Annotated in this window: 14 protein-coding genes and 1 pseudogene; 11 read left to right on the top strand and 4 right to left on the bottom strand. The window is 72.5% G+C overall.

What is annotated here, in order from left to right; all coding sequences use genetic code 11:
- The first annotated feature begins 33 nt into the window (after nt 1–33).
- Nucleotides 34–1,242 (top strand): methionine adenosyltransferase, encoded by a 1,209-nt coding sequence (metK, locus tag ACFZDK_RS15155; protein WP_359220362.1) that lies wholly within the window; start codon nt 34–36, stop codon nt 1,240–1,242.
- Between the two features lie 151 nt (nt 1,243–1,393).
- Here the strand turns inward: metK and ACFZDK_RS15150 are convergent.
- Nucleotides 1,394–1,791 (bottom strand): annotated as a pseudogene (locus tag ACFZDK_RS15150) (MFS transporter); the annotation flags it as partial.
- 122 nt (nt 1,792–1,913) lie between these two features.
- Between ACFZDK_RS15150 and ACFZDK_RS15145 the strand changes: the two are divergent.
- Nucleotides 1,914–4,085, top strand: coding sequence for a primosomal protein N' (locus ACFZDK_RS15145; RefSeq protein WP_390972684.1), 2,172 nt, complete (start codon nt 1,914–1,916; stop codon nt 4,083–4,085).
- A gap of 286 nt (nt 4,086–4,371) precedes the next feature.
- On the opposite strand, the gene ACFZDK_RS15140 is transcribed toward ACFZDK_RS15145, so the two are convergent.
- Complete coding sequence (locus tag ACFZDK_RS15140; RefSeq protein WP_390972682.1) at nt 4,372–4,920, bottom strand: hypothetical protein; 549 nt, start codon at nt 4,918–4,920, stop codon at nt 4,372–4,374.
- A 291-nt stretch (nt 4,921–5,211) separates the two neighbouring features.
- Here ACFZDK_RS15140 and fmt point away from each other — a divergent pair, with 291 nt between their 5' ends.
- The 4 genes from fmt (at nt 5,212) to ACFZDK_RS15120 (ending at nt 9,746) form a co-directional block, all read left to right on the top strand.
- Complete coding sequence (gene fmt / locus ACFZDK_RS15135) at nt 5,212–6,144, top strand: methionyl-tRNA formyltransferase (RefSeq protein ID WP_390972681.1); 933 nt, start codon at nt 5,212–5,214, stop codon at nt 6,142–6,144.
- Nucleotides 6,145–6,226: 82 nt separating this feature from the next.
- On the top strand, nt 6,227–7,654 hold the full coding sequence (locus tag ACFZDK_RS15130; RefSeq protein WP_390972679.1) for a transcription antitermination factor NusB: 1,428 nt from the start codon (nt 6,227–6,229) through the stop codon (nt 7,652–7,654).
- Between the two features lie 283 nt (nt 7,655–7,937).
- Nucleotides 7,938–8,624 carry a ribulose-phosphate 3-epimerase gene (gene rpe / locus ACFZDK_RS15125; protein WP_365685113.1) on the top strand — a complete coding sequence of 229 codons (687 nt, stop codon included), beginning with the start codon at nt 7,938–7,940 and terminating at the stop codon, nt 8,622–8,624.
- Nucleotides 8,625–8,702: 78 nt separating this feature from the next.
- On the top strand, nt 8,703–9,746 hold the full coding sequence (locus ACFZDK_RS15120; RefSeq protein ID WP_390972677.1) for a sugar-binding domain-containing protein: 1,044 nt from the start codon (nt 8,703–8,705) through the stop codon (nt 9,744–9,746).
- A 66-nt stretch (nt 9,747–9,812) separates the two neighbouring features.
- On the opposite strand, the gene ACFZDK_RS15115 is transcribed toward ACFZDK_RS15120, so the two are convergent.
- Together ACFZDK_RS15115 and ACFZDK_RS15110 are read right to left on the bottom strand one after the other, a co-directional pair.
- Nucleotides 9,813–10,400 carry a TetR family transcriptional regulator gene (locus ACFZDK_RS15115; RefSeq protein ID WP_390972675.1) on the bottom strand — a complete coding sequence of 196 codons (588 nt, stop codon included), beginning with the start codon at nt 10,398–10,400 and terminating at the stop codon, nt 9,813–9,815.
- A 57-nt stretch (nt 10,401–10,457) separates the two neighbouring features.
- Nucleotides 10,458–11,759, bottom strand: coding sequence for an MFS transporter (locus ACFZDK_RS15110; protein WP_390972673.1), 1,302 nt, complete (start codon nt 11,757–11,759; stop codon nt 10,458–10,460).
- 252 nt (nt 11,760–12,011) lie between these two features.
- On the opposite strand from ACFZDK_RS15110, the gene ACFZDK_RS15105 reads away from it, so the two are divergent.
- From ACFZDK_RS15105 to ACFZDK_RS15085, 5 genes are all read left to right on the top strand, one after another.
- Nucleotides 12,012–12,983, top strand: a complete 972-nt coding sequence (locus ACFZDK_RS15105) for a Dyp-type peroxidase (RefSeq protein ID WP_390972671.1) — start codon at nt 12,012–12,014, stop codon at nt 12,981–12,983.
- A gap of 183 nt (nt 12,984–13,166) precedes the next feature.
- Nucleotides 13,167–13,484, top strand: coding sequence for a barstar family protein (locus ACFZDK_RS15100; protein WP_390972670.1), 318 nt, complete (start codon nt 13,167–13,169; stop codon nt 13,482–13,484).
- Between the two features lie 151 nt (nt 13,485–13,635).
- Nucleotides 13,636–15,078 carry a GuaB1 family IMP dehydrogenase-related protein gene (locus ACFZDK_RS15095; RefSeq protein ID WP_390972669.1) on the top strand — a complete coding sequence of 481 codons (1,443 nt, stop codon included), beginning with the start codon at nt 13,636–13,638 and terminating at the stop codon, nt 15,076–15,078.
- Nucleotides 15,079–15,297: 219 nt separating this feature from the next.
- Nucleotides 15,298–16,755, top strand: coding sequence for an amino acid transporter (locus tag ACFZDK_RS15090; RefSeq protein WP_390972667.1), 1,458 nt, complete (start codon nt 15,298–15,300; stop codon nt 16,753–16,755).
- 8 nt (nt 16,756–16,763) lie between these two features.
- The gene (locus ACFZDK_RS15085; RefSeq protein ID WP_046726552.1) at nt 16,764–17,216 is read left to right on the top strand and encodes an Lrp/AsnC family transcriptional regulator; all 453 of its coding nucleotides are present in this window, start codon (nt 16,764–16,766) and stop codon (nt 17,214–17,216) included.
- Nucleotides 17,217–17,445: the final 229 nt, after the last annotated feature.

The raw sequence follows: 17,445 nt of genomic DNA, 5'->3' as shown, positions 1-17,445 counted from the left end.
CAGCCAGCAGCCGCTGCAACCCCAGGGAGCGTTGTGTCCCGTCGCCTGTTCACCTCGGAGTCCGTGACCGAGGGTCACCCCGACAAGATCGCTGACCAGATCAGCGACACCATTCTCGACGCGCTTCTGCGCGAGGACCCGACCTCCCGGGTCGCCGTCGAGACGCTGATCACCACCGGCCTGGTGCATGTGGCCGGCGAGGTCACGACCAAGACGTACGCGGACATCGCGACGCTGGTCCGCAACAAGATTCTCGAGATCGGCTACGACTCGTCGAAGAAGGGCTTCGACGGCGCCTCCTGCGGCGTCTCGGTGTCGATCGGCGCGCAGTCCCCCGACATCGCGCAGGGCGTGGACACGGCCTACGAGAACCGCGTCGAGGGCGACGAGGACGAGCTCGACAAGCAGGGCGCGGGCGACCAGGGCCTGATGTTCGGCTACGCGACCGACGAGACGCCCACCCTGATGCCGCTGCCGATCTTCCTGGCGCACCGCCTCTCGAAGCGCCTCTCCGAGGTCCGCAAGAACGGCACCATCCCCTACCTGCGCCCCGACGGCAAGACGCAGGTCACCATCGAGTACGACGGCGACAAGGCCGTCCGCCTCGACACGGTCGTGGTCTCCAGCCAGCACGCCTCGGACATCGACCTGGAGTCGCTGCTCGCCCCCGACATCCGCGAGTTCGTCGTGGAGCCGGAGCTGAAGGCCCTGCTGGACGAGGGCATCAAGCTCGACACCGAGGGCTACCGCCTGCTGGTGAACCCGACCGGCCGCTTCGAGATCGGCGGCCCGATGGGCGACGCCGGCCTGACCGGCCGCAAGATCATCATCGACACCTACGGCGGTATGGCCCGCCACGGTGGCGGTGCCTTCTCCGGCAAGGACCCGTCCAAGGTCGACCGTTCCGCCGCCTACGCGATGCGCTGGGTCGCCAAGAACGTGGTCGCCGCCGGTCTGGCGTCCCGCTGCGAGGTCCAGGTCGCGTACGCGATCGGCAAGGCCGAGCCCGTGGGCCTCTTCGTCGAGACCTTCGGCACCGCCAAGGTCGACGCCGAGAAGATCGAGAAGGCGATCGACGAGGTCTTCGACCTGCGTCCGGCCGCGATCATCCGCGACCTCGACCTGCTCCGCCCGATCTACGCCCAGACCGCCGCGTACGGCCACTTCGGCCGTGAGCTCCCCGAGTTCACCTGGGAGCGCACGGACCGCGTGGAGGCCCTGCGCAACGCCGTCGGCCTCTGAGCCACCGGCACCCGGCACATCTGACGTCGGCTCCCGTCACCACCGCTCGGTGGGGACGGGAGCCGACGTCGTTCCCGCGACTCCTAGGACACGCGCGGCTGCTCGGTCGCGGTGTCCGTGGTGTCCGCGGCGGGTGTCGCGGACACCGGGGCGCCGAACCGCCCAGGAAGATCGCGGTGGCCTGGCCCCGGCTGGAGTCGGGCAGCCACTGCGTGATGTAGAGCATCGCGCGCCGGGGAAGAAGCCCGCCTCGGCGACACCGAGCAGGAAGCGCAGCACGTAGAACGCGGTGACGTTGTGGATGGAGCACATGGCCACCTCCAGACCCCAGGTGATCATGATCCGGGTCAGCCAGACCCGGGCGCAGCGCATACCCGATGAAGAACAGCCCGGCCCCGAGCCCGTAGGCCGTCGCACTGACCCTGACGTCCGCGCGCAGCTCGTCCTGGATGAAGCCGACGTTCGTCCGGTCCAGTTGTTGACCAGCAACATCAGCACGAGGATCGGCATCATCCGGCGGAGGAACTTCCCGGTCGCCTCTTTGTACATCTACGTGAATTGCAGTCACGTAGATGGGCAGATGAGGGAAGTGGATCACGCATGGGGTGGTGGGGGCGGAACGGCGCCTCGCGGTACGGCCGTTGTCAGTGGCGTTTGGTAAGAATGCAAGCGTGAGCAGCGAGAACGGGCAGGAGAGCGGAGGCGCCGCAGGGGTGCCGCCGGAGCAGCTCGCGCTCATCCGGGAGAGCGTGCGGGAGGCCAAGGTGCCGCGGGCCAAGCCGCGGACCTGGCGGGGGGCCGCGCTGGCCGAGCGGTTGCCGGTCGCGCGGGTGCTCGTCGACAAGGGCGTCCTCCATCTCGACCGGTACTTCGACTACGCCGTCCCCGCCGAGCTGGACGCCGAGGCGCAGCCGGGCGTGCGGGTCCGGGTGCGGTTCGGGGCCGGGCGGCACCGGGTGCGGGACGGGCGCCGGGAGGGCGGGGGGCTCATCGACGGGTTCCTGGTGGAACGGCTCGCGGAGTCCGACTACTCGGGACCGCTGGCCGCGCTGGCCCAGGTCGTCTCGCCAGAGCCGGTGCTGAGCGAGGAACTGCTGCGGCTCGCGCGGGCCGTCGCCGACCGGTACGCGGGAAGCCTCGCCGACGTGCTGCAGCTGGCGGTGCCGCCGCGCAGCGCGCGGGCCGAGAAGCGCCCGTCCCCCGAACCGCTGCCACCCCCGCCGGCGCCCGACGCCGGTACCTGGACGCGGTACGAGCACGGGCCGGCCTTCGTCGAGTCCCTGGCCGCCGGCGGCGCGCCGCGCGCGGTGTGGACCGCCCTGCCCGGACCGGAGTGGAGCGCCGGGCTCGCCCGGGCCGTCGCCGCCACGCTCGCCTCGGGGCGCGGCGCGCTCGTCGTCGTACCGGACGGGCGGGCCGCCGCGCGGGTCGACGCCGCGCTGACCGAGGTCCTCGGCGCGGGACGGCACGCGCTGCTCACCGCCGACGCCGGACCCGAGAAGCGGTACGCGCAGTGGCTCGCCGTCAGCCGGGGCGCGGTGCGGGCGGTGGTTGGGACGCGGGCGGCCATGTTCGCGCCGGTGCGGGACCTCGGCCTGGTCGCCCTCTGGGACGACGGGGACGACAGCCACAGCGAGCAGCACGCACCGCAGCCGCATGCGCGGGACGTGCTGCTGCTGCGGGCGGCCCTGGACAAGTGCGCCTTTCTGCTGGGGAGCTGGAGCTGCACGGTGGAGGCCGCACAGCTCGTGGCCAACGGCTGGGCGCGTCCCCTGGCGGCAGGGCGGGAGCAGGTGCGGCGTGCCGCGCCGCTGGTGCGGACCGTGGGGGACGGGGACCTCGCGCGGGACGAGGCCGCGCGGGCCGCGCGGTTGCCCACGCTCGCCTGGCAGGCCGTGCGGGACGGGCTGCGGCACGGTCCCGTGCTGGTGCAGGTACCCCGGCGCGGCTATGTGCCCCGCATGGCCTGCACGCAGTGCCGGGAGCCCGCGCGCTGCCGGCACTGCGCCGGACCACTCGAGGCACGGGACGCGGGAGCGCTGCGCTGCGGATGGTGCGGGCGCGAGGAGAGCGACTGGCACTGCCCGGCGTGCGGTGGCTTCCGGCTGCGGGCCCAGGTGGTCGGGGCCCGGCGGACCGCCGAAGAACTGGGACGGGCCTTTCCCGCCGTCCCTGTACGGACCTCCGGGCGGGAGCATGTGCTGGACACCGTGCCGGGGACGCCCGCGCTGGTGGTGAGCACACCGGGGGCCGAGCCGGTCGCCGAGGGCGGCTATGCGGCCGCCCTGCTGCTGGACGGCTGGGCCATGCTCGGACGGCCGGATCTGCGGGCCGGCGAGGACGCGCTGCGGCGGTGGATCGCGGCGGGGGCGCTGGTGCGGCCGCAGGGGGACGGGGGGACCGTGGTCGTCGTCGCCGAGCCGACGCTGCGGCCCGTGCAGGCGCTGGTGCGATGGGACCCCGTCGGACATGCGGTGCGGGAGCTGGCCGAGCGGGCCGAGCTGGGGTTTCCGCCGGTGTCGCGGATGGCGGCGGTGTCGGGGACGGCGGAGGCGGTCGCCGAGTTTCTCGGTACGGCGCAACTGCCGCCGGACGCCGAGGTGCTGGGCCCGGTGCCGCTGCCCGTGGTGCGGGCCGGGGCGCCTCGGCGGGTGGGCGCGCCGCCGCCCGGGGAGCACTGGGAGCGGGCGCTGGTACGGGTGCCGCCGGGGAGCGGTGCCGCGTTGGCGGCGGCGCTGAAGGCGGCGCAGGCCGCGCGGATGGCCCGGGGGAGCGGGAGCGGGAACGCGAGTGGGGGAGGGGAAGCGGTGCGGGTGCGGATCGATCCGCCGGACATCGGGTGAGGGCCGAGTCATTCGGGTGAGGGCCGGGTGGGGCGGCGGCCGGGACGTACGGCTGCCCTCCCGGGTGCTTGCCGGGAGGGCAGGGGCGGGCGGGTCAGCCCTCGAGGCCAGCCGTCGCGTGGGGCAGGCCGTCGCGTGGGGCGGGCCGTGGTGCCGGCGGGCCGTCGCGTGTGTCGGTGGTCGCGCATGCCTGCGGTCGGTCGCGTACGTGGGCCGCTGCGGACGTCAGCGGTGGTGTACGTCGGCCGTTGGGCACCTCAGTTGTGTACGCCGGCTGTCGCGTACGTCAGCCGTTGCGCGGGCCGGGGAAGGCGGTCGGCCTCGCCTCGTCGCGGAGCGTGGGGCTGCCCGCGGTCGGCTGGGTCGGCATGGAGCGGGCGGCCGGGACCGTCGGCACGGTGGGCAGACCGCCGCCCACCTTGAGGGTGCGGGTGCCCGACGGCTCCGTCGGCCGTTCGGCCTCGGCGGTCGCCGTCGTCTGGGCCGTGGTGCGACGGGCGCCGTAACGGCGGTGCACCGCCTGCTTGGTGACTCCGAGCGCGGAGCCCACCGCGTCCCATGAGAAGCCGAGTGAGCGGTCGAAGTCCACGGCGGCCGTGACCAGGGTTTCGACACTGTCCCGGAGTTCCTGGGCGAGGCGGACCGTCGGGGCGGGGGCGCGTCCGTAGACGACGAAGCCCGTGGACGGGCCGGAGCGGCGCGGGCGGTAGACGTTGCCCAACTGGGCGGTGAGCGTGCGCAGTGCGTCCACCTGGCGGCGGACCCGCTCGATGTCCCGCACCAACAAGTGCAGGCTGGCCCGGGCCTGGGCGTCGTGGGTTGCGTGGTCGGCCATGAACAAGCCTCTCGAACCGGCGTTGAAAGGAATGGGCCGCGTATGCGGCCCGTTGTGGTCAACTCTCTCTTGACCAACGCGTGGGCGCTCCGCTGGTCACGGTGTGGGGGCGTATGGGCATATGCGTACGCCGTGCGGCTCGCTGTGCACCACCGTTTCCTCTCCCACCCGCGCACCGCCCGTTTGCGGTTGGTCGAGGGGCTGGGCGACCTGTGGGGATTGGTTCGGTGGGGCGGCATAGACTTGTGCGTTGCCCGTAAGTGACCCCGTCCGAGAGGCTCTCAGCCGCCCATGAAGCTTGTCTTCGCCGGTACTCCCGAAGTCGCCGTTCCCGCTCTGGACGCTCTCATCGCCTCCGGGCGGCACGAGGTGGCCGCCGTGGTCACGCGGCCCGACGCGCCGGCCGGGCGGGGGCGCAGGCTGATCGCTTCTCCCGTGGCCGAGCGGGCGATGGAGGCCGGGATCGAGGTGCTGAGGCCGCTCAAGCCGCGTGATCCGGAGTTTCTGGCGCGGCTGGCGGAGATCGGGCCGGACTGCTGTCCGGTGGTGGCGTACGGCGCGCTGCTGCCGCGGGTCGCGCTCGACGTCCCGGCCCACGGGTGGGTCAATCTGCACTTCTCGCTGCTTCCCGCGTGGCGCGGGGCGGCGCCCGTCCAGCACTCCGTCATGGCGGGGGACGAGATCACCGGCGCCTCCACCTTCCTCATCGAGGAGGGGCTGGACTCCGGGCCCGTCTACGGGACCGTCACCGAGCCGGTCCGGCCCACCGACACCAGCGGTGACCTGCTGACCCGGCTCGCCTTCGCCGGGGCCGGGCTGCTCGCCGCGACCATGGACGGGATCGAGGACGGCACGCTCAAGGCCGTACCGCAGCCGGCGGAGGGCGTCACCCACGCGCCGAAGATCACCGTCGAGGACGCGAAGGTGGAGTGGTCGGCGCCCGCGCTGCGCGTGGACCGGGTCGTGCGCGGCTGCACCCCCGCCCCCGGCGCCTGGACCACCTTCCGCGGTGAACGGCTCAAGCTGATTCAGGTCACCCCGGTGCCCGAGCGGACCGATCTCACGCCGGCCGAGATCGCCGTCGGCAAGAACAGCGTGCACGTGGGGACGGGGTCGTACGCCGTGGAACTGCTCTGGGTGCAGGCCCAGGGCAAGAAGCCGATGCGGGCCGCCGACTGGGCGCGCGGCGTGCGCATCGGCGCCGGCGAGACCCTCGGCGCCTGAGCCCCCTTCTCAGCAGCGGCTTTCCGGTGTGCGCGGCGTACGCTGGGAGTCGCCTCATTCCCGTACCCGGAGCACCTTTTTCGTGAGCGAGCAGTCCCGGCGGCCGCGCAGGCCCGCCAAGCCCTACCGTCGTCCCCAGAAGGACCCCGTCCGCATCCTCGCCTTCGAGGCGCTGCGCGCCGTGGACGAGCGGGACGCGTACGCCAACCTCGTGCTGCCGCCCTTGCTGCGCAAGGCGAGGGAGAAGGAGGGGCCCGAGAAGTTCGACGGGCGGGACGCCGCGCTCGCGACCGAGCTGGTGTACGGGACGCTGCGCCGGCAGGGCACCTACGACGCGATCATCGCCGCCTGTGTCGACCGGCCGTTGCGCGAGGTCGACCCGCCGGTGCTGGACGTGCTCAGCCTGGGCGCCCACCAGCTGCTCGGGACCCGGATCCCGAGCCACGCCGCCGTGTCCGCCTCCGTCGAACTGGCCCGCGTGGTGCTGGGGGACGGCCGGGCCAAGTTCGTCAACGCCGTGCTGCGCAAAGTCGCACAGGACGACCTCGACGGCTGGCTCGCCAAGGTCGCGCCGTCCTACGACGAGGACCCCGAGGACCATCTCGCCGTAGTGCACTCGCATCCACGCTGGGTCGTCTCCGCGCTCTGGGACTCGCTCGGGGGCGGCCGCGCCGGGATCGAGGAGTTGCTGGCCGCCGACAACGAGCGGCCCGAGGTGACCCTGGTCGCCCGGCCGGGGCGGGCCACCGCCGAGGAGCTGCTCGGCGAGGAGGCGGCCGTCGCGGGGCGCTGGTCGCCGTACGCCGTGCGGCTCACCGAGGGCGGCGAGCCCGGTGCCATCACGGCCGTGCAGGAGGGCCGGGCCGGTGTGCAGGACGAGGGCAGCCAGCTGGTCGCCCTCGCGCTCGCCAACGCGCCGGTCGAGGGGCCGGACGCGAAGTGGCTGGACGGCTGCGCCGGGCCCGGCGGCAAGGCCGCGCTGCTCGCCGCGCTCGCCGCGGAGCGCGGAGCCGTGCTGCTCGCCTCCGAGAAGCAGCCGCACCGGGCCGGGCTGGTCGAGAAGGCACTGCATGGCAACCCCGGGCCCTACCAGGTCATCGCTGCCGACGGCACCCGGCCGCCGTGGCACCCCGGCACCTTCGACCGGGTCCTGATGGACGTCCCCTGCACGGGGCTCGGCGCGCTGCGCCGCCGCCCGGAGGCACGGTGGCGGCGCCGTCCCGAGGATCTCGACAACTTCGGTCCGCTGCAGCGGGCGTTGCTGCGCACCGCGATCGACTCGGTGCGGGTGGGCGGGGTGGTCGGGTACGCGACCTGTTCCCCGCATCTGGCGGAGACGCGGGCGGTGGTGCAGGACGTGCTCAAGCAGCGTCCGGACACGGAGCTCGTGGACGCGCGTCCGCTGCTCCCGGGGGTACCGGAGCTGGGCGAGGGACCGGATGTGCAGCTGTGGCCGCACCTGCACGGCACGGATGCGATGTACCTCGCGCTGATCCGTCGCACCGGCTGAGGCGGGTGGGGACGCTCACCGGCGCTGGCAGGGTGCCGCCCGCGCCCACCCGTGCCGCCGTGCGGCACGCCTGCCCGCGGCTGAGGAAGACGGTAGGTGCGGGCGCCCGCGGTTGAGGACAAGCGGCTGGGCAGCGCCCCGTACGGGGCGCTGGGGGTCCCCCGGCCGAAGGCTGGGGGAGGAACTGCGCGACCAGCCCCCACCCACCCGCACCGGACCCACAACCGCCCCCACCCCCGAACCCCACTCGGCTCACCCCGCCAGGGCATGGCACGCTTGGGGCATGGCCGCGCAGATCAACCCCAGCATCCTGTCCGCCGACTTCGCCCGCCTCGCGGACGAGGCGAAGGCGGTCGAAGGCGCCGACTGGCTCCACGTCGACGTCATGGACAACCACTTCGTCCCGAACCTCACGCTCGGCGTGCCGGTCGTAGAATCCCTGGCCCGCGCTACGGACATCCCGCTGGACTGCCACCTGATGATCGAGGCCCCCGACCGGTGGGCACCCCAGTACGTCGAAGCGGGGGCTTCCTCCGTCACCTTCCACGTGGAGGCGGCGGCCGCCCCGGTGCGGCTCGCCCGCGAGATCCGGGCGAAGGGCGCCCGCGCCTCCATGGCGCTCAAGCCCGCGACGCCCATCGAGCCGTACGAGGACCTGCTCCCCGAACTCGACATGCTGCTCATCATGACAGTGGAGCCCGGTTTCGGCGGTCAGGCGTTCCTCGACATCATGCTGCCGAAGATCCGCCGCACCCGGGAACTGATCAGCAAGCACGGACTGGAGCTGTGGCTGCAGGTCGACGGCGGGGTTTCGGCGTCGACGATCGAGCGGTGCGCGGAGGCCGGGGCCGATGTTTTCGTGGCTGGATCGGCGGTGTACGGGGCAAACGACCCGGCAGAGGCGGTACGTGCACTACGCACCCAGGCGGAGTCGGCCACCGCCCAGGCGTCGTGGGCGTGCGACCACTGAGGTACGGGAACGTGAACGGCTCCGATCAGGGCTGATCAAGTGCGCCGGATCTGCAAGGATGAACGGCGTATCCAGAGTGTGAACAGCAGTGAGGAGATGGCCGTGTCGGGTATGTCGGCGGGCCGGTCAGCCATGCGGATGGGACCCGCTGAGCTGGTGCAGGCGGCGGCCATGGCCCGCCGCTTCTACCTCGAGGGCAAGTCCAAGATCCAGATCGCTGAGGAGTTCGGCGTCAGCCGCTTCAAAGTGGCCCGGGTACTGGAGACTGCCCTCGAAAGGGATCTCGTACGCATCGAGATCCGTGTGCCGGCCGAACTGGACGCCGAGCGCTCCGACGCGCTCCGCGCCCGCTACGGCCTGCGGCACGCCGTCGTGGTCGAGTCCCCGGCCGAGGCGGAGGAGACCCCGGACCCCGAGAACCTCGGCGAGGTCGCCGCGGACCTGCTCGGCGAGCTCGTCAACGAGGGCGATGTGCTCGGTCTGGCCTGGGGCCGGTCCACGATCCACATGGCGGCGGCGCTCGACCGGCTGCCGCCGTGCACGGTGGTGCAGCTGACGGGCGTGTACGACGCCGGAACCTCCGAGCGCGGGTCGGTCGAGGCCGTCCGGCGCGCCGCCCAGGTGTCGGGCGGGGACGCGCACCCCATCTACGCGCCGATGCTGCTGCCGGACGCGGCCACCGCGGCCGCGCTGCGCAGCCAGACCGGCATCGCCCGGGCCTTCGAGTACTTCGACAAGGTCACGGTCGCCTGTGTCTCCATCGGTTCCTGGGAGCCCGGCATCTCGACGGTGCACGACATGCTCAGCGACGAGGAGCGGGCGCACTACGCCACGCTCGGTGTCGCCGCCGAGATGGCCGCGCATCTCTTCGACGCCGAGGGCCGCCGGGTCGGACGGGACCTGGGGGAACGTTGCATCACGGTCAAGGCCGACCAGTTGCGCCGGATCCCCGAGGTCGTCGCGATCGCGGGCGGGCAGCGCAAGGCGGCCGCGATCGACGCGGTGCTGCGGTCGGGGCTGGTCACCAGCCTCGTCACCGACACCTCGGCCGCCGACTACCTGATGACGGCGGGGGCGACGCCCAAGTCGACGCTGAACCGCTCCGACCCGGACGGTTCCTGACACGGAACGGGACAGCGCCGCGGCGGCACCGGTGACAACGCTGCCGCGGCGTCCGTCCCCGATATCTCAGCGGCCGTTCGCCAGGGCCGCGTCGATCAGGACGTCGGCCGCCTCGCGGGCGACCGCGCCCGCCGACGGGTCGCGGTCCATGCGGGCGGAGAGCCCGCCCCCGTCGTACAGCAGGTGGAGTTGGCGGCCCAGGGTCTCGGGATCCCGGGCGCCGGCCTCCCGGGCGAGGTCGGTGAGCAGGGCGCGGACCCAGGTGCGGGAGGCGTCGGAGGCCTCTTCGATGGCGCTGCCGTGCTTGGCCTCGGCGCTGGCCGCCACGAAGGCGCACCCGTGATAGCCCTGCTGGGTGAACAGCTCGGCCTGCGCGTCGAAGACCGCGAGGAGCCGCTCCCGCGGGGTCCCGGCCGCGTCGACACGGCGCAGCAGCCGCTCGGTCAGCCGGGCGTGGCGGGAGTCGAGGTAGGCGCGGATGAGCTGTTCCTTGCCGCCGAAGGTGTTGTACAGGGAGGCCTTGGCGACCCCGGCGTGCTCGATGATCCGGTCGATGCCGACCGTCTGCACGCCCTCCGCGTAGAACAGCTCGTTCGCCGCCGAGAGCAGCCGCTCCCGGGCCGTGGGGGCCTTGGCACTCACCGTCTTCGTCATGCCACTCACCTTCTCGACATTCTTTGAGTCCAGGGCTGTCCAGACCGGTCTACTCGGTCAGCGCGTCGCGTCCGCGTGCTCGGTCCGTCCGGCCGCGACGGGCTGCGAGCCGCCGGAGGCCACCAGCACCCCGGGCGCGCTCTGCGGCCGGCCGCGCACCAGCAGGGCGGCCAGGGCCAGCAGTGCCAGGGCGATGACCACCGCGCCGTACTCCTCGGAGGTCGGCAGCAGCCCGCCGCCGTGCACCACCAGCGCGCCGGCGGCCACGGAGGGGACGCCCATGCCGAGGTAGGCGACGACGAACAGCAGGGACAGCACACCGGAGCTCTCGTGGGGCTTGGCCAGCGGCAGCACGGTACGGATGCCGCCCTGGAAACCGCTGCCGAAGCCGAAGCCGGCGACGGCCGTTCCGACGAAGAACAGCGCCGGTGCGCTCTGCGCGACGGCCACCAGGGTGAGCGCGACCCCGGCGACCAGTGCGCCGACGCCGGTGTACATCACGGTCGTCGCGGCGGCCTTGCGCAGGGCGAGCACGGAGGCGGCGGCGACGAACGCGAGGACGAAGAGGCCGAGGCCGCCGTAGACGGCGGAGGTGGAGCCGACCAGGGTGCGGACCAGGGCGGGGCCGAGGGAGCCGTAGAAGCCGGCGAGCGCCCAGACGGCGAAGATGACGGGGGAGGCCGCGAGGACGGCGCCACGGACCGAGCGCGGCAGCCTGATCTCGGGCACCAGGCTGGCCCAGGCTCCCGGCTCCTTGGTGACGGTCTCGTCGATCAGGGCGAGGGCGACGGCCTGGGCCGCGAACACGCCCAGCAGGGCCAGGTAGATCGTGTGGGTCGGGGCGGGCAGGTACTGCACGACGAAACCGCTGACCAGGGCGCCCGTCGCGGTGCCGAGACCGGGGGCGAAGGCGTTCGCCAGCGTGCCGCGGGAGCGGTTGACGTCCATCATCGCGGCGCCGACCGCGCCGAGGGCGGCACCCGTGGACAGGCCCTGCACCACGCGGGCGACGAGCAGTTCGCCGACGCCCCCGGCGGTGGAGAAGAGCAGCATCGCGGCGGCCTGCGCGGCGATCGCGGCGATCAGGACGGGATGGCGGCCGACGTGGTCGGAGAGCTTGCCGAGGACCAGCAGGCCGGACAGGACGGCGATCGCGTAGACGCCGAAGACCACGGTGGTGGTGATCGGGGTGAAGCCCCACTCGGCCTGGTAGGTCGCGTACAGCGGGGTGGGCGCGCTGGAGGCGGCGAGGAAGGAGACGACGACGGAGGCGAGCACATAGAAGGCCGCGCGGGGCGGGATCGGCTTGCGCGACGCCTTCGTGTGCGCGGTTCGCTCGTGCGGTGCGGGGTGGTTCATCGGAGATCCTTCGCGGGGACGGGGCCGAAGAGCGTCGGTTCTGAGGTTCGTGGTGGCGGGCCCACAGTGAGTAGACCGGTCTGTCTGTCTGCTCGCCCTGGTCAACCCCATAGACAGGTCTGTCTATTCCGTCGGCGGGAAAAATCTTCGAGCACCGCGGCGCCGACTCTCGTGTTGTGTTCGACTGGACGCCGTCAACCGTGAGTATGAGTACGACGACAGGCCGAGCGCCGAACCGATCGGGAGGACGCGTTGACCACTGGATCCCAGCCCGGGCCCGGAGCGGAACCACAGTCCGTGCTCAGGCCGTTGACGACCGCCGCGATCTTCCTGGTGGTGAGCGTCCGCCCCGGCGGCGAGGAGACCGCACGGGAGGTGCTGGGCGATCTGAGCGCGCTGCAGCGCAGCTTCGGGTTCGGCGCGCCGGACGCCGCTCTGAGCTGTGTCGCGGGCATCGGCTCCGACGCCTGGGACCGGCTGTTCGACCACCCGCGCCCCGCCGGGCTGCACCCGTTCCGGCCCCTGGAGGGACCCCGGCACAGCGCGGCCGCCACCTCCGGCGACCTCCTCCTCCATATCCGGGCCACCCGGTTCGACCTGTGTTTCGGTCTCGCCGCCGAGATCATGCACCGGCTGCGCGACGCGGTGACCGTGGAGGACGAGGTGCAGGGCTTCAAGTACCTCGACGCCCGCGACCTGCTGGGCTTCGTCGACGGCACCGAGAACCCGGTCGGCGCCGCCGCCCGCCGGGCCGTCCTGATCGGCCAGGAGGACCCCGCGCACGCCGGCGGCAGCTATGTGATCGTCCAGAAGTACCTGCACGACCTGGACGGCTGGAACGCGCTGCCGGTCGAGACGCAGGAGCGGATCATCGGCCGTACCAAGCTCACCAACATCGAACTGGAGGAGCCGGCCTCCCACGTGGACCTGAACACGATCACCGGACCGGACGGCGAGGAGCAGCAGATCCTGCGCGACAACATGCCGTTCGGCAGCCCCGGCCACGGCGAGTTCGGCACCTACTTCATCGGCTACGCCCGTACGCCGGACGTCATCGAGCACATGCTGCGCAACATGTTCCTCGGCACGCGGGACGCCACCCACGACCGGATCCTCGACTTCTCCACGGCGGTCACCGGCACGCTCTTCTTCGTGCCGTCCGGGGACTTCCTCGACGACCTGCCCGCGGCTCCCAAGACCGCCGAACCCGCCGAGAAGGGGTGAGGGGGAGTCCGCGCAGCCGGCTGTGCTGCCGGGCGGCGGCCCGGACCCGTTGCGCGGCGAATCGGCTCGCCGAACGGACCGGCACCGCCCGACCCGGGTGCCGCGTTGTCACCCGGCCCGCCGGTGGGATCTACTACACCGGTCCCACCGGTCCCCCCACAACTCCCCACGGACGGTACTGAGATGACGTCGAATCCGAGTCCGCACCTGGTCATGCTCGATCTCACCGGGGTTGCCGACAAGGCAGCCCTGATGGACCGGGCCGTCGCCGCGCTGGGCCTGCCCGACTGGTTCGGCCGCAACTGGGACGCCCTGGCCGACAGCCTCCGCGACCCCTCGGTCTGGCCGCCGCAGGCCGTGGCCCACGGGCTCCTGGTCGTCGTCACCGGCTGGCAGGAGTACGCGCGGACCCGGCCGGACGAGTGGAAGATCGCCCGGGACGTCCTGACCCAGGCGGCCGCAGGGGAACCGGCGCTGACGGTCGCCCTGGCTCTCGGCTGACGCCTTGGACGTTCCTCCGAAGCGCCGCTGACCTGCCTGGACGTTCGTCCCGGGCATCACATACCGGCCCCCATGGGACAATGAAGTACGTGCTCTTCCCCTTGGCCGGCCGGTCCGGGGGTCACCTCTGATCGACTGGGATGTGCGGCACGTGCGTTTCCTCAATGACCTCCAGCCCCCGTACGACCTGACGTACGACGACGTCTTCATGGTGCCGAGCCGCTCCGCGGTCGGCTCGCGTCAGGGCGTGGACCTCAGCTCGCCGGACGGCACGGGCACCACCATCCCGCTGGTCGTCGCCAACATGACCGCGATCGCGGGCCGGCGGATGGCCGAGACGATGGCCCGGCGCGGCGGGCTCGTGGTGATCCCGCAGGACATCCCGATCGACGTGGTCACCGACGTGATCACCTGGGTGAAGAGCCGCCACCTGGTGCTGGACACCCCCATCGTGCTCGCCCCGCACCAGACCGTCGCGGACGCGCTGGCCCTGCTGCCCAAGCGCGCGCACAACGCCGGTGTCGTCGTCGACGAGGACGGCCGCCCGGTCGGTGTCGTCACCGACCGCGACCTCGCCGGTGTCGACCGCTTCACCCAGCTCGCCGAGGTCATGTCCCGTGACCTGCTGCTGATCGACGCGGACATCGACCCGCGCGAGGCGTTCAACAAGCTCGACGCGGCCAACCGCCGCTACGCCCCGGCCGTGGACCGGGACGGCAAGCTCGCCGGCATCCTCACCCGCAAGGGCGCCCTGCGCGCCACCCTGTACACCCCGGCGACCGACGCCGACGGCCGGCTGCGCATCGCCGCCGCCGTCGGCATCAACGGCGACTTCGTGGACAAGGCCAAGCAGCTCCTCGAAGCGGGCGTCGACACGCTCGTCATCGACACCGCGCACGGCCACCAGGAGTCGATGATCAACGCGATCAAGCTGGTCCGCGATCTCGACCCGCGGGTGCCGATCGTGGCCGGCAACATCGTCTCCGCCGAGGGCGTCAAGGACCTCGTCGACGCGGGCGCGGACGTCATCAAGGTCGGTGTGGGCCCCGGCGCCATGTGCACCACCCGCATGATGACCGGCGTCGGCCGGCCGCAGTTCTCGGCGGTCCTGGAGTGCGCGGCCGAGGCGAGGAAGTACGGCAAGCACGTGTGGGCCGACGGCGGTGTCCGGCACCCGCGTGACGTGGCGATGGCGCTCGCCGCCGGCGCGTCCAACGTCATGATCGGGTCCTGGTTCGCGGGGACCTACGAGTCGCCGGGCGACCTCCAGCAGGACGCCGACGGGCAGCTGTACAAGGAGTCCTTCGGCATGGCCTCCGCGCGTGCGGTGCGCAACCGCACGTCCGAGGAGTCGGCCTACGACCGGGCCCGCAAGGCGCTGTTCGAGGAGGGCATCTCGACATCCCGGATGTACCTCGACCCGGCCCGGCCGGGGGTGGAGGACCTGATCGACTCGATCATCGCGGGCGTGCGGTCGTCGTGCACCTACGCGGGCGCCGGTTCCCTGGAGGAGTTCGCCCAGAAGGCGATCGTGGGCATCCAGAGCGCGGCCGGCTACGCCGAGGGCAAGCCGCTGCACGCCAGCTGGAGCTAGACGCTCCGCTGGGGCGCCGTGCAACAAAAGTCCGCGTTGCTGCCGTGGACGCAATGATCTTGCGTATATGAGCAAGGTTGCTGCATTACGTCCGTGAAGTGTCGGCTCATAGGGTCGTGCGCTGTACGTGGCGTGGTCGGGACCCCGCTCGGTGGGGCCCTGCGGGAGGGGCGCCGCCGGTTCCGGCCGCCCTCACCCGCAGCGACGAAGGAGCCGCGCATGCTCGACCAAGGCCAAGGCGCACCCCCACGAACCGACGTCCCCCCGTCCCTCGGTGCCCGGCTCATGCGCCGGAAACCGGTGGAGCGGCTGGTCGCGGAGGGCGGACAGGGCGAGGGCGGATCGCTTCGGCGTTCGCTCGGGCTCTGGCAGCTGACGATGATCAGCATCGGGGCCACCCTCGGCACCGGCATCTTCGTGGTCCTCGGCGAGGCCGTCCCCAAGGCCGGCCCGGCCGTCACGCTCTCCTTCGTGATCGCCGGGCTGACCGCGCTCTTCTCCGCGTTCTCCTACGCCGAGCTGGCGGGCACCATCCCGGTCTCCGGCTCCTCGTACTCGTACGCGTACGCGACCATGGGCGAGCTGATCGCCTGGGTCTGCGGCTGGTGCCTGCTCCTGGAGTACGGCGTCTCGGTGGCCGCGGTCGCCGTCGGCTGGGGCGAGTACCTCAACGAGCTGCTCGACGGCACGATCGGCGTCACCATCCCGCAGGCCCTGTCGGCCCCGCCCGGCGACGGCGGTGTCTTCAACCTGCCCGCGCTGATCGTCGTCCTCCTCGCGATGGTGTTCCTGCTCGGCGGGGCCAAGGAGTCGGCGCGCGCCAACACGGTCATGGTGTGCGTGAAGATCGCCGCGCTGGTGCTGTTCTGCGCCATCGGCTTCATGGGCTTCAAGTCCGGCAACTACGCCCACTTCATGCCGCTGGGCATGGCCGGGGTCAGCGCGGCCGGGGCGACGCTCTTCTTCTCGTACATCGGCTTCGACGCCGCCTCCACGGCAGGCGAGGAGGCGAAGGACGCGCGGCGCGACCTGCCCCGGGCCATCATGCTGTCGCTGGTCATCGTGACCGCGCTGTACGTCCTCGTCGCGGCCGTCGCCGTCGGCGCGCGGCCGTGGCGGACGTTCGCCGGCTCCGAGGCCACCCTCGCCCAGATCATGCGGGACGCGACCGGCCAGAGCTTCTGGGGGACACTGCTGGCCGCCTGCGCGGTCGTCGCCATCGCCAGCGTCGTGCTGACCGTGCTCTACGGCCAGACCCGCATCCTCTTCGCGATGTCCCGGGACGGCCTGGTGCCCAGGGTGTTCGCCAAGGTCCACCCGAAGACCGGCGCGCCCCGGGCCAACACCGTGATCGTCTCCGTCTTCTGCGGGGTGCTGGCCGCCGCGATCCCGCTGGGCCAGCTGGCGGACGCCACCAGCATCGGCACCCTGTTCGCCTTCGGCCTGGTGAACATCGCCGTGGTCGTGCTGCGCCGGACCCGCCCGGAGATGCCCCGCACCTTCCGCGTCCCGCTGTCCCCGCTGCTGCCCGCGCTGGGCCTTGGCTTCTGCGTCTGGATGATGGGCAGCCTCTCGGCCGTCACCTGGGTCGTCTTCGGTGTCTGGATGGCGGCCGGGCTCGTGTTCTACTTCGTATACGGCTATCGCCGGTCCCGTCTTGCAACACCTGAGAGCTGAACGACCCCTTGCTGAACGATCTCGACGAACGCATCGTGCACGCCCTCGCCGAGGACGCCCGCCGCTCCTACGCGGACATCGGGCAACTGGTCGGCCTGTCCGCGCCTGCCGTGAAACGGCGCGTGGACCGGCTCCGCGCCACCGGGGCGATCACGGGTTTCACCGTGCGGGTCGATCCGGCGGCCCTCGGCTGGGAGACGGAGGGGTTCGTCGAGATCTACTGCCGGCGCAACACCTCTCCGGAGACCATCCAGCGGGGGCTGGAGCGGTACCAGGAGGTGGTGGCCGCGTCGACGGTCACCGGCGAGGCCGACGCGGTCGTGCAGGTCTTCGCGTCCGACATGCGTCACTTCGAGCGGGTGCTGGAGCGGATCGCCGGCGAGCCGTTCGTGGAACGGACCAAGTCGGTACTGGTGCTGTCGCCGTTGCTGCGGAGGTTCTCTTCCGGGGCGCCGGGGTGAGAACGGGGTAGAGCTCGGGGCGCGGTGTGGTGTGCCGGGTGCGGGTGGTGTGTGGTTGCTCGCGCAGTTCCCCGCGCCCCTAAAGGCAGCTCAACTGGTCCCACTCAAGGGGCGCGGGGAACTGCGCGACCAGCCCCCCCCCCCCCCCCCCCCCCCCCCCGCCGCGCCCCCCCCCCCCCCCCCCCCCCGGGGTTAGCCCCCCCCCGGGGGGGTCGCGAGGGGTGTGGGC

The sequence above is a fragment of the Streptomyces sp. NPDC007901 genome (genome assembly GCF_042959465.1).
In the GTDB taxonomy this organism is placed as follows: Bacteria; Actinomycetota; Actinomycetes; order Streptomycetales; family Streptomycetaceae; genus Streptomyces.
This window is presented reverse-complemented; position numbering and strand designations above follow the sequence as displayed.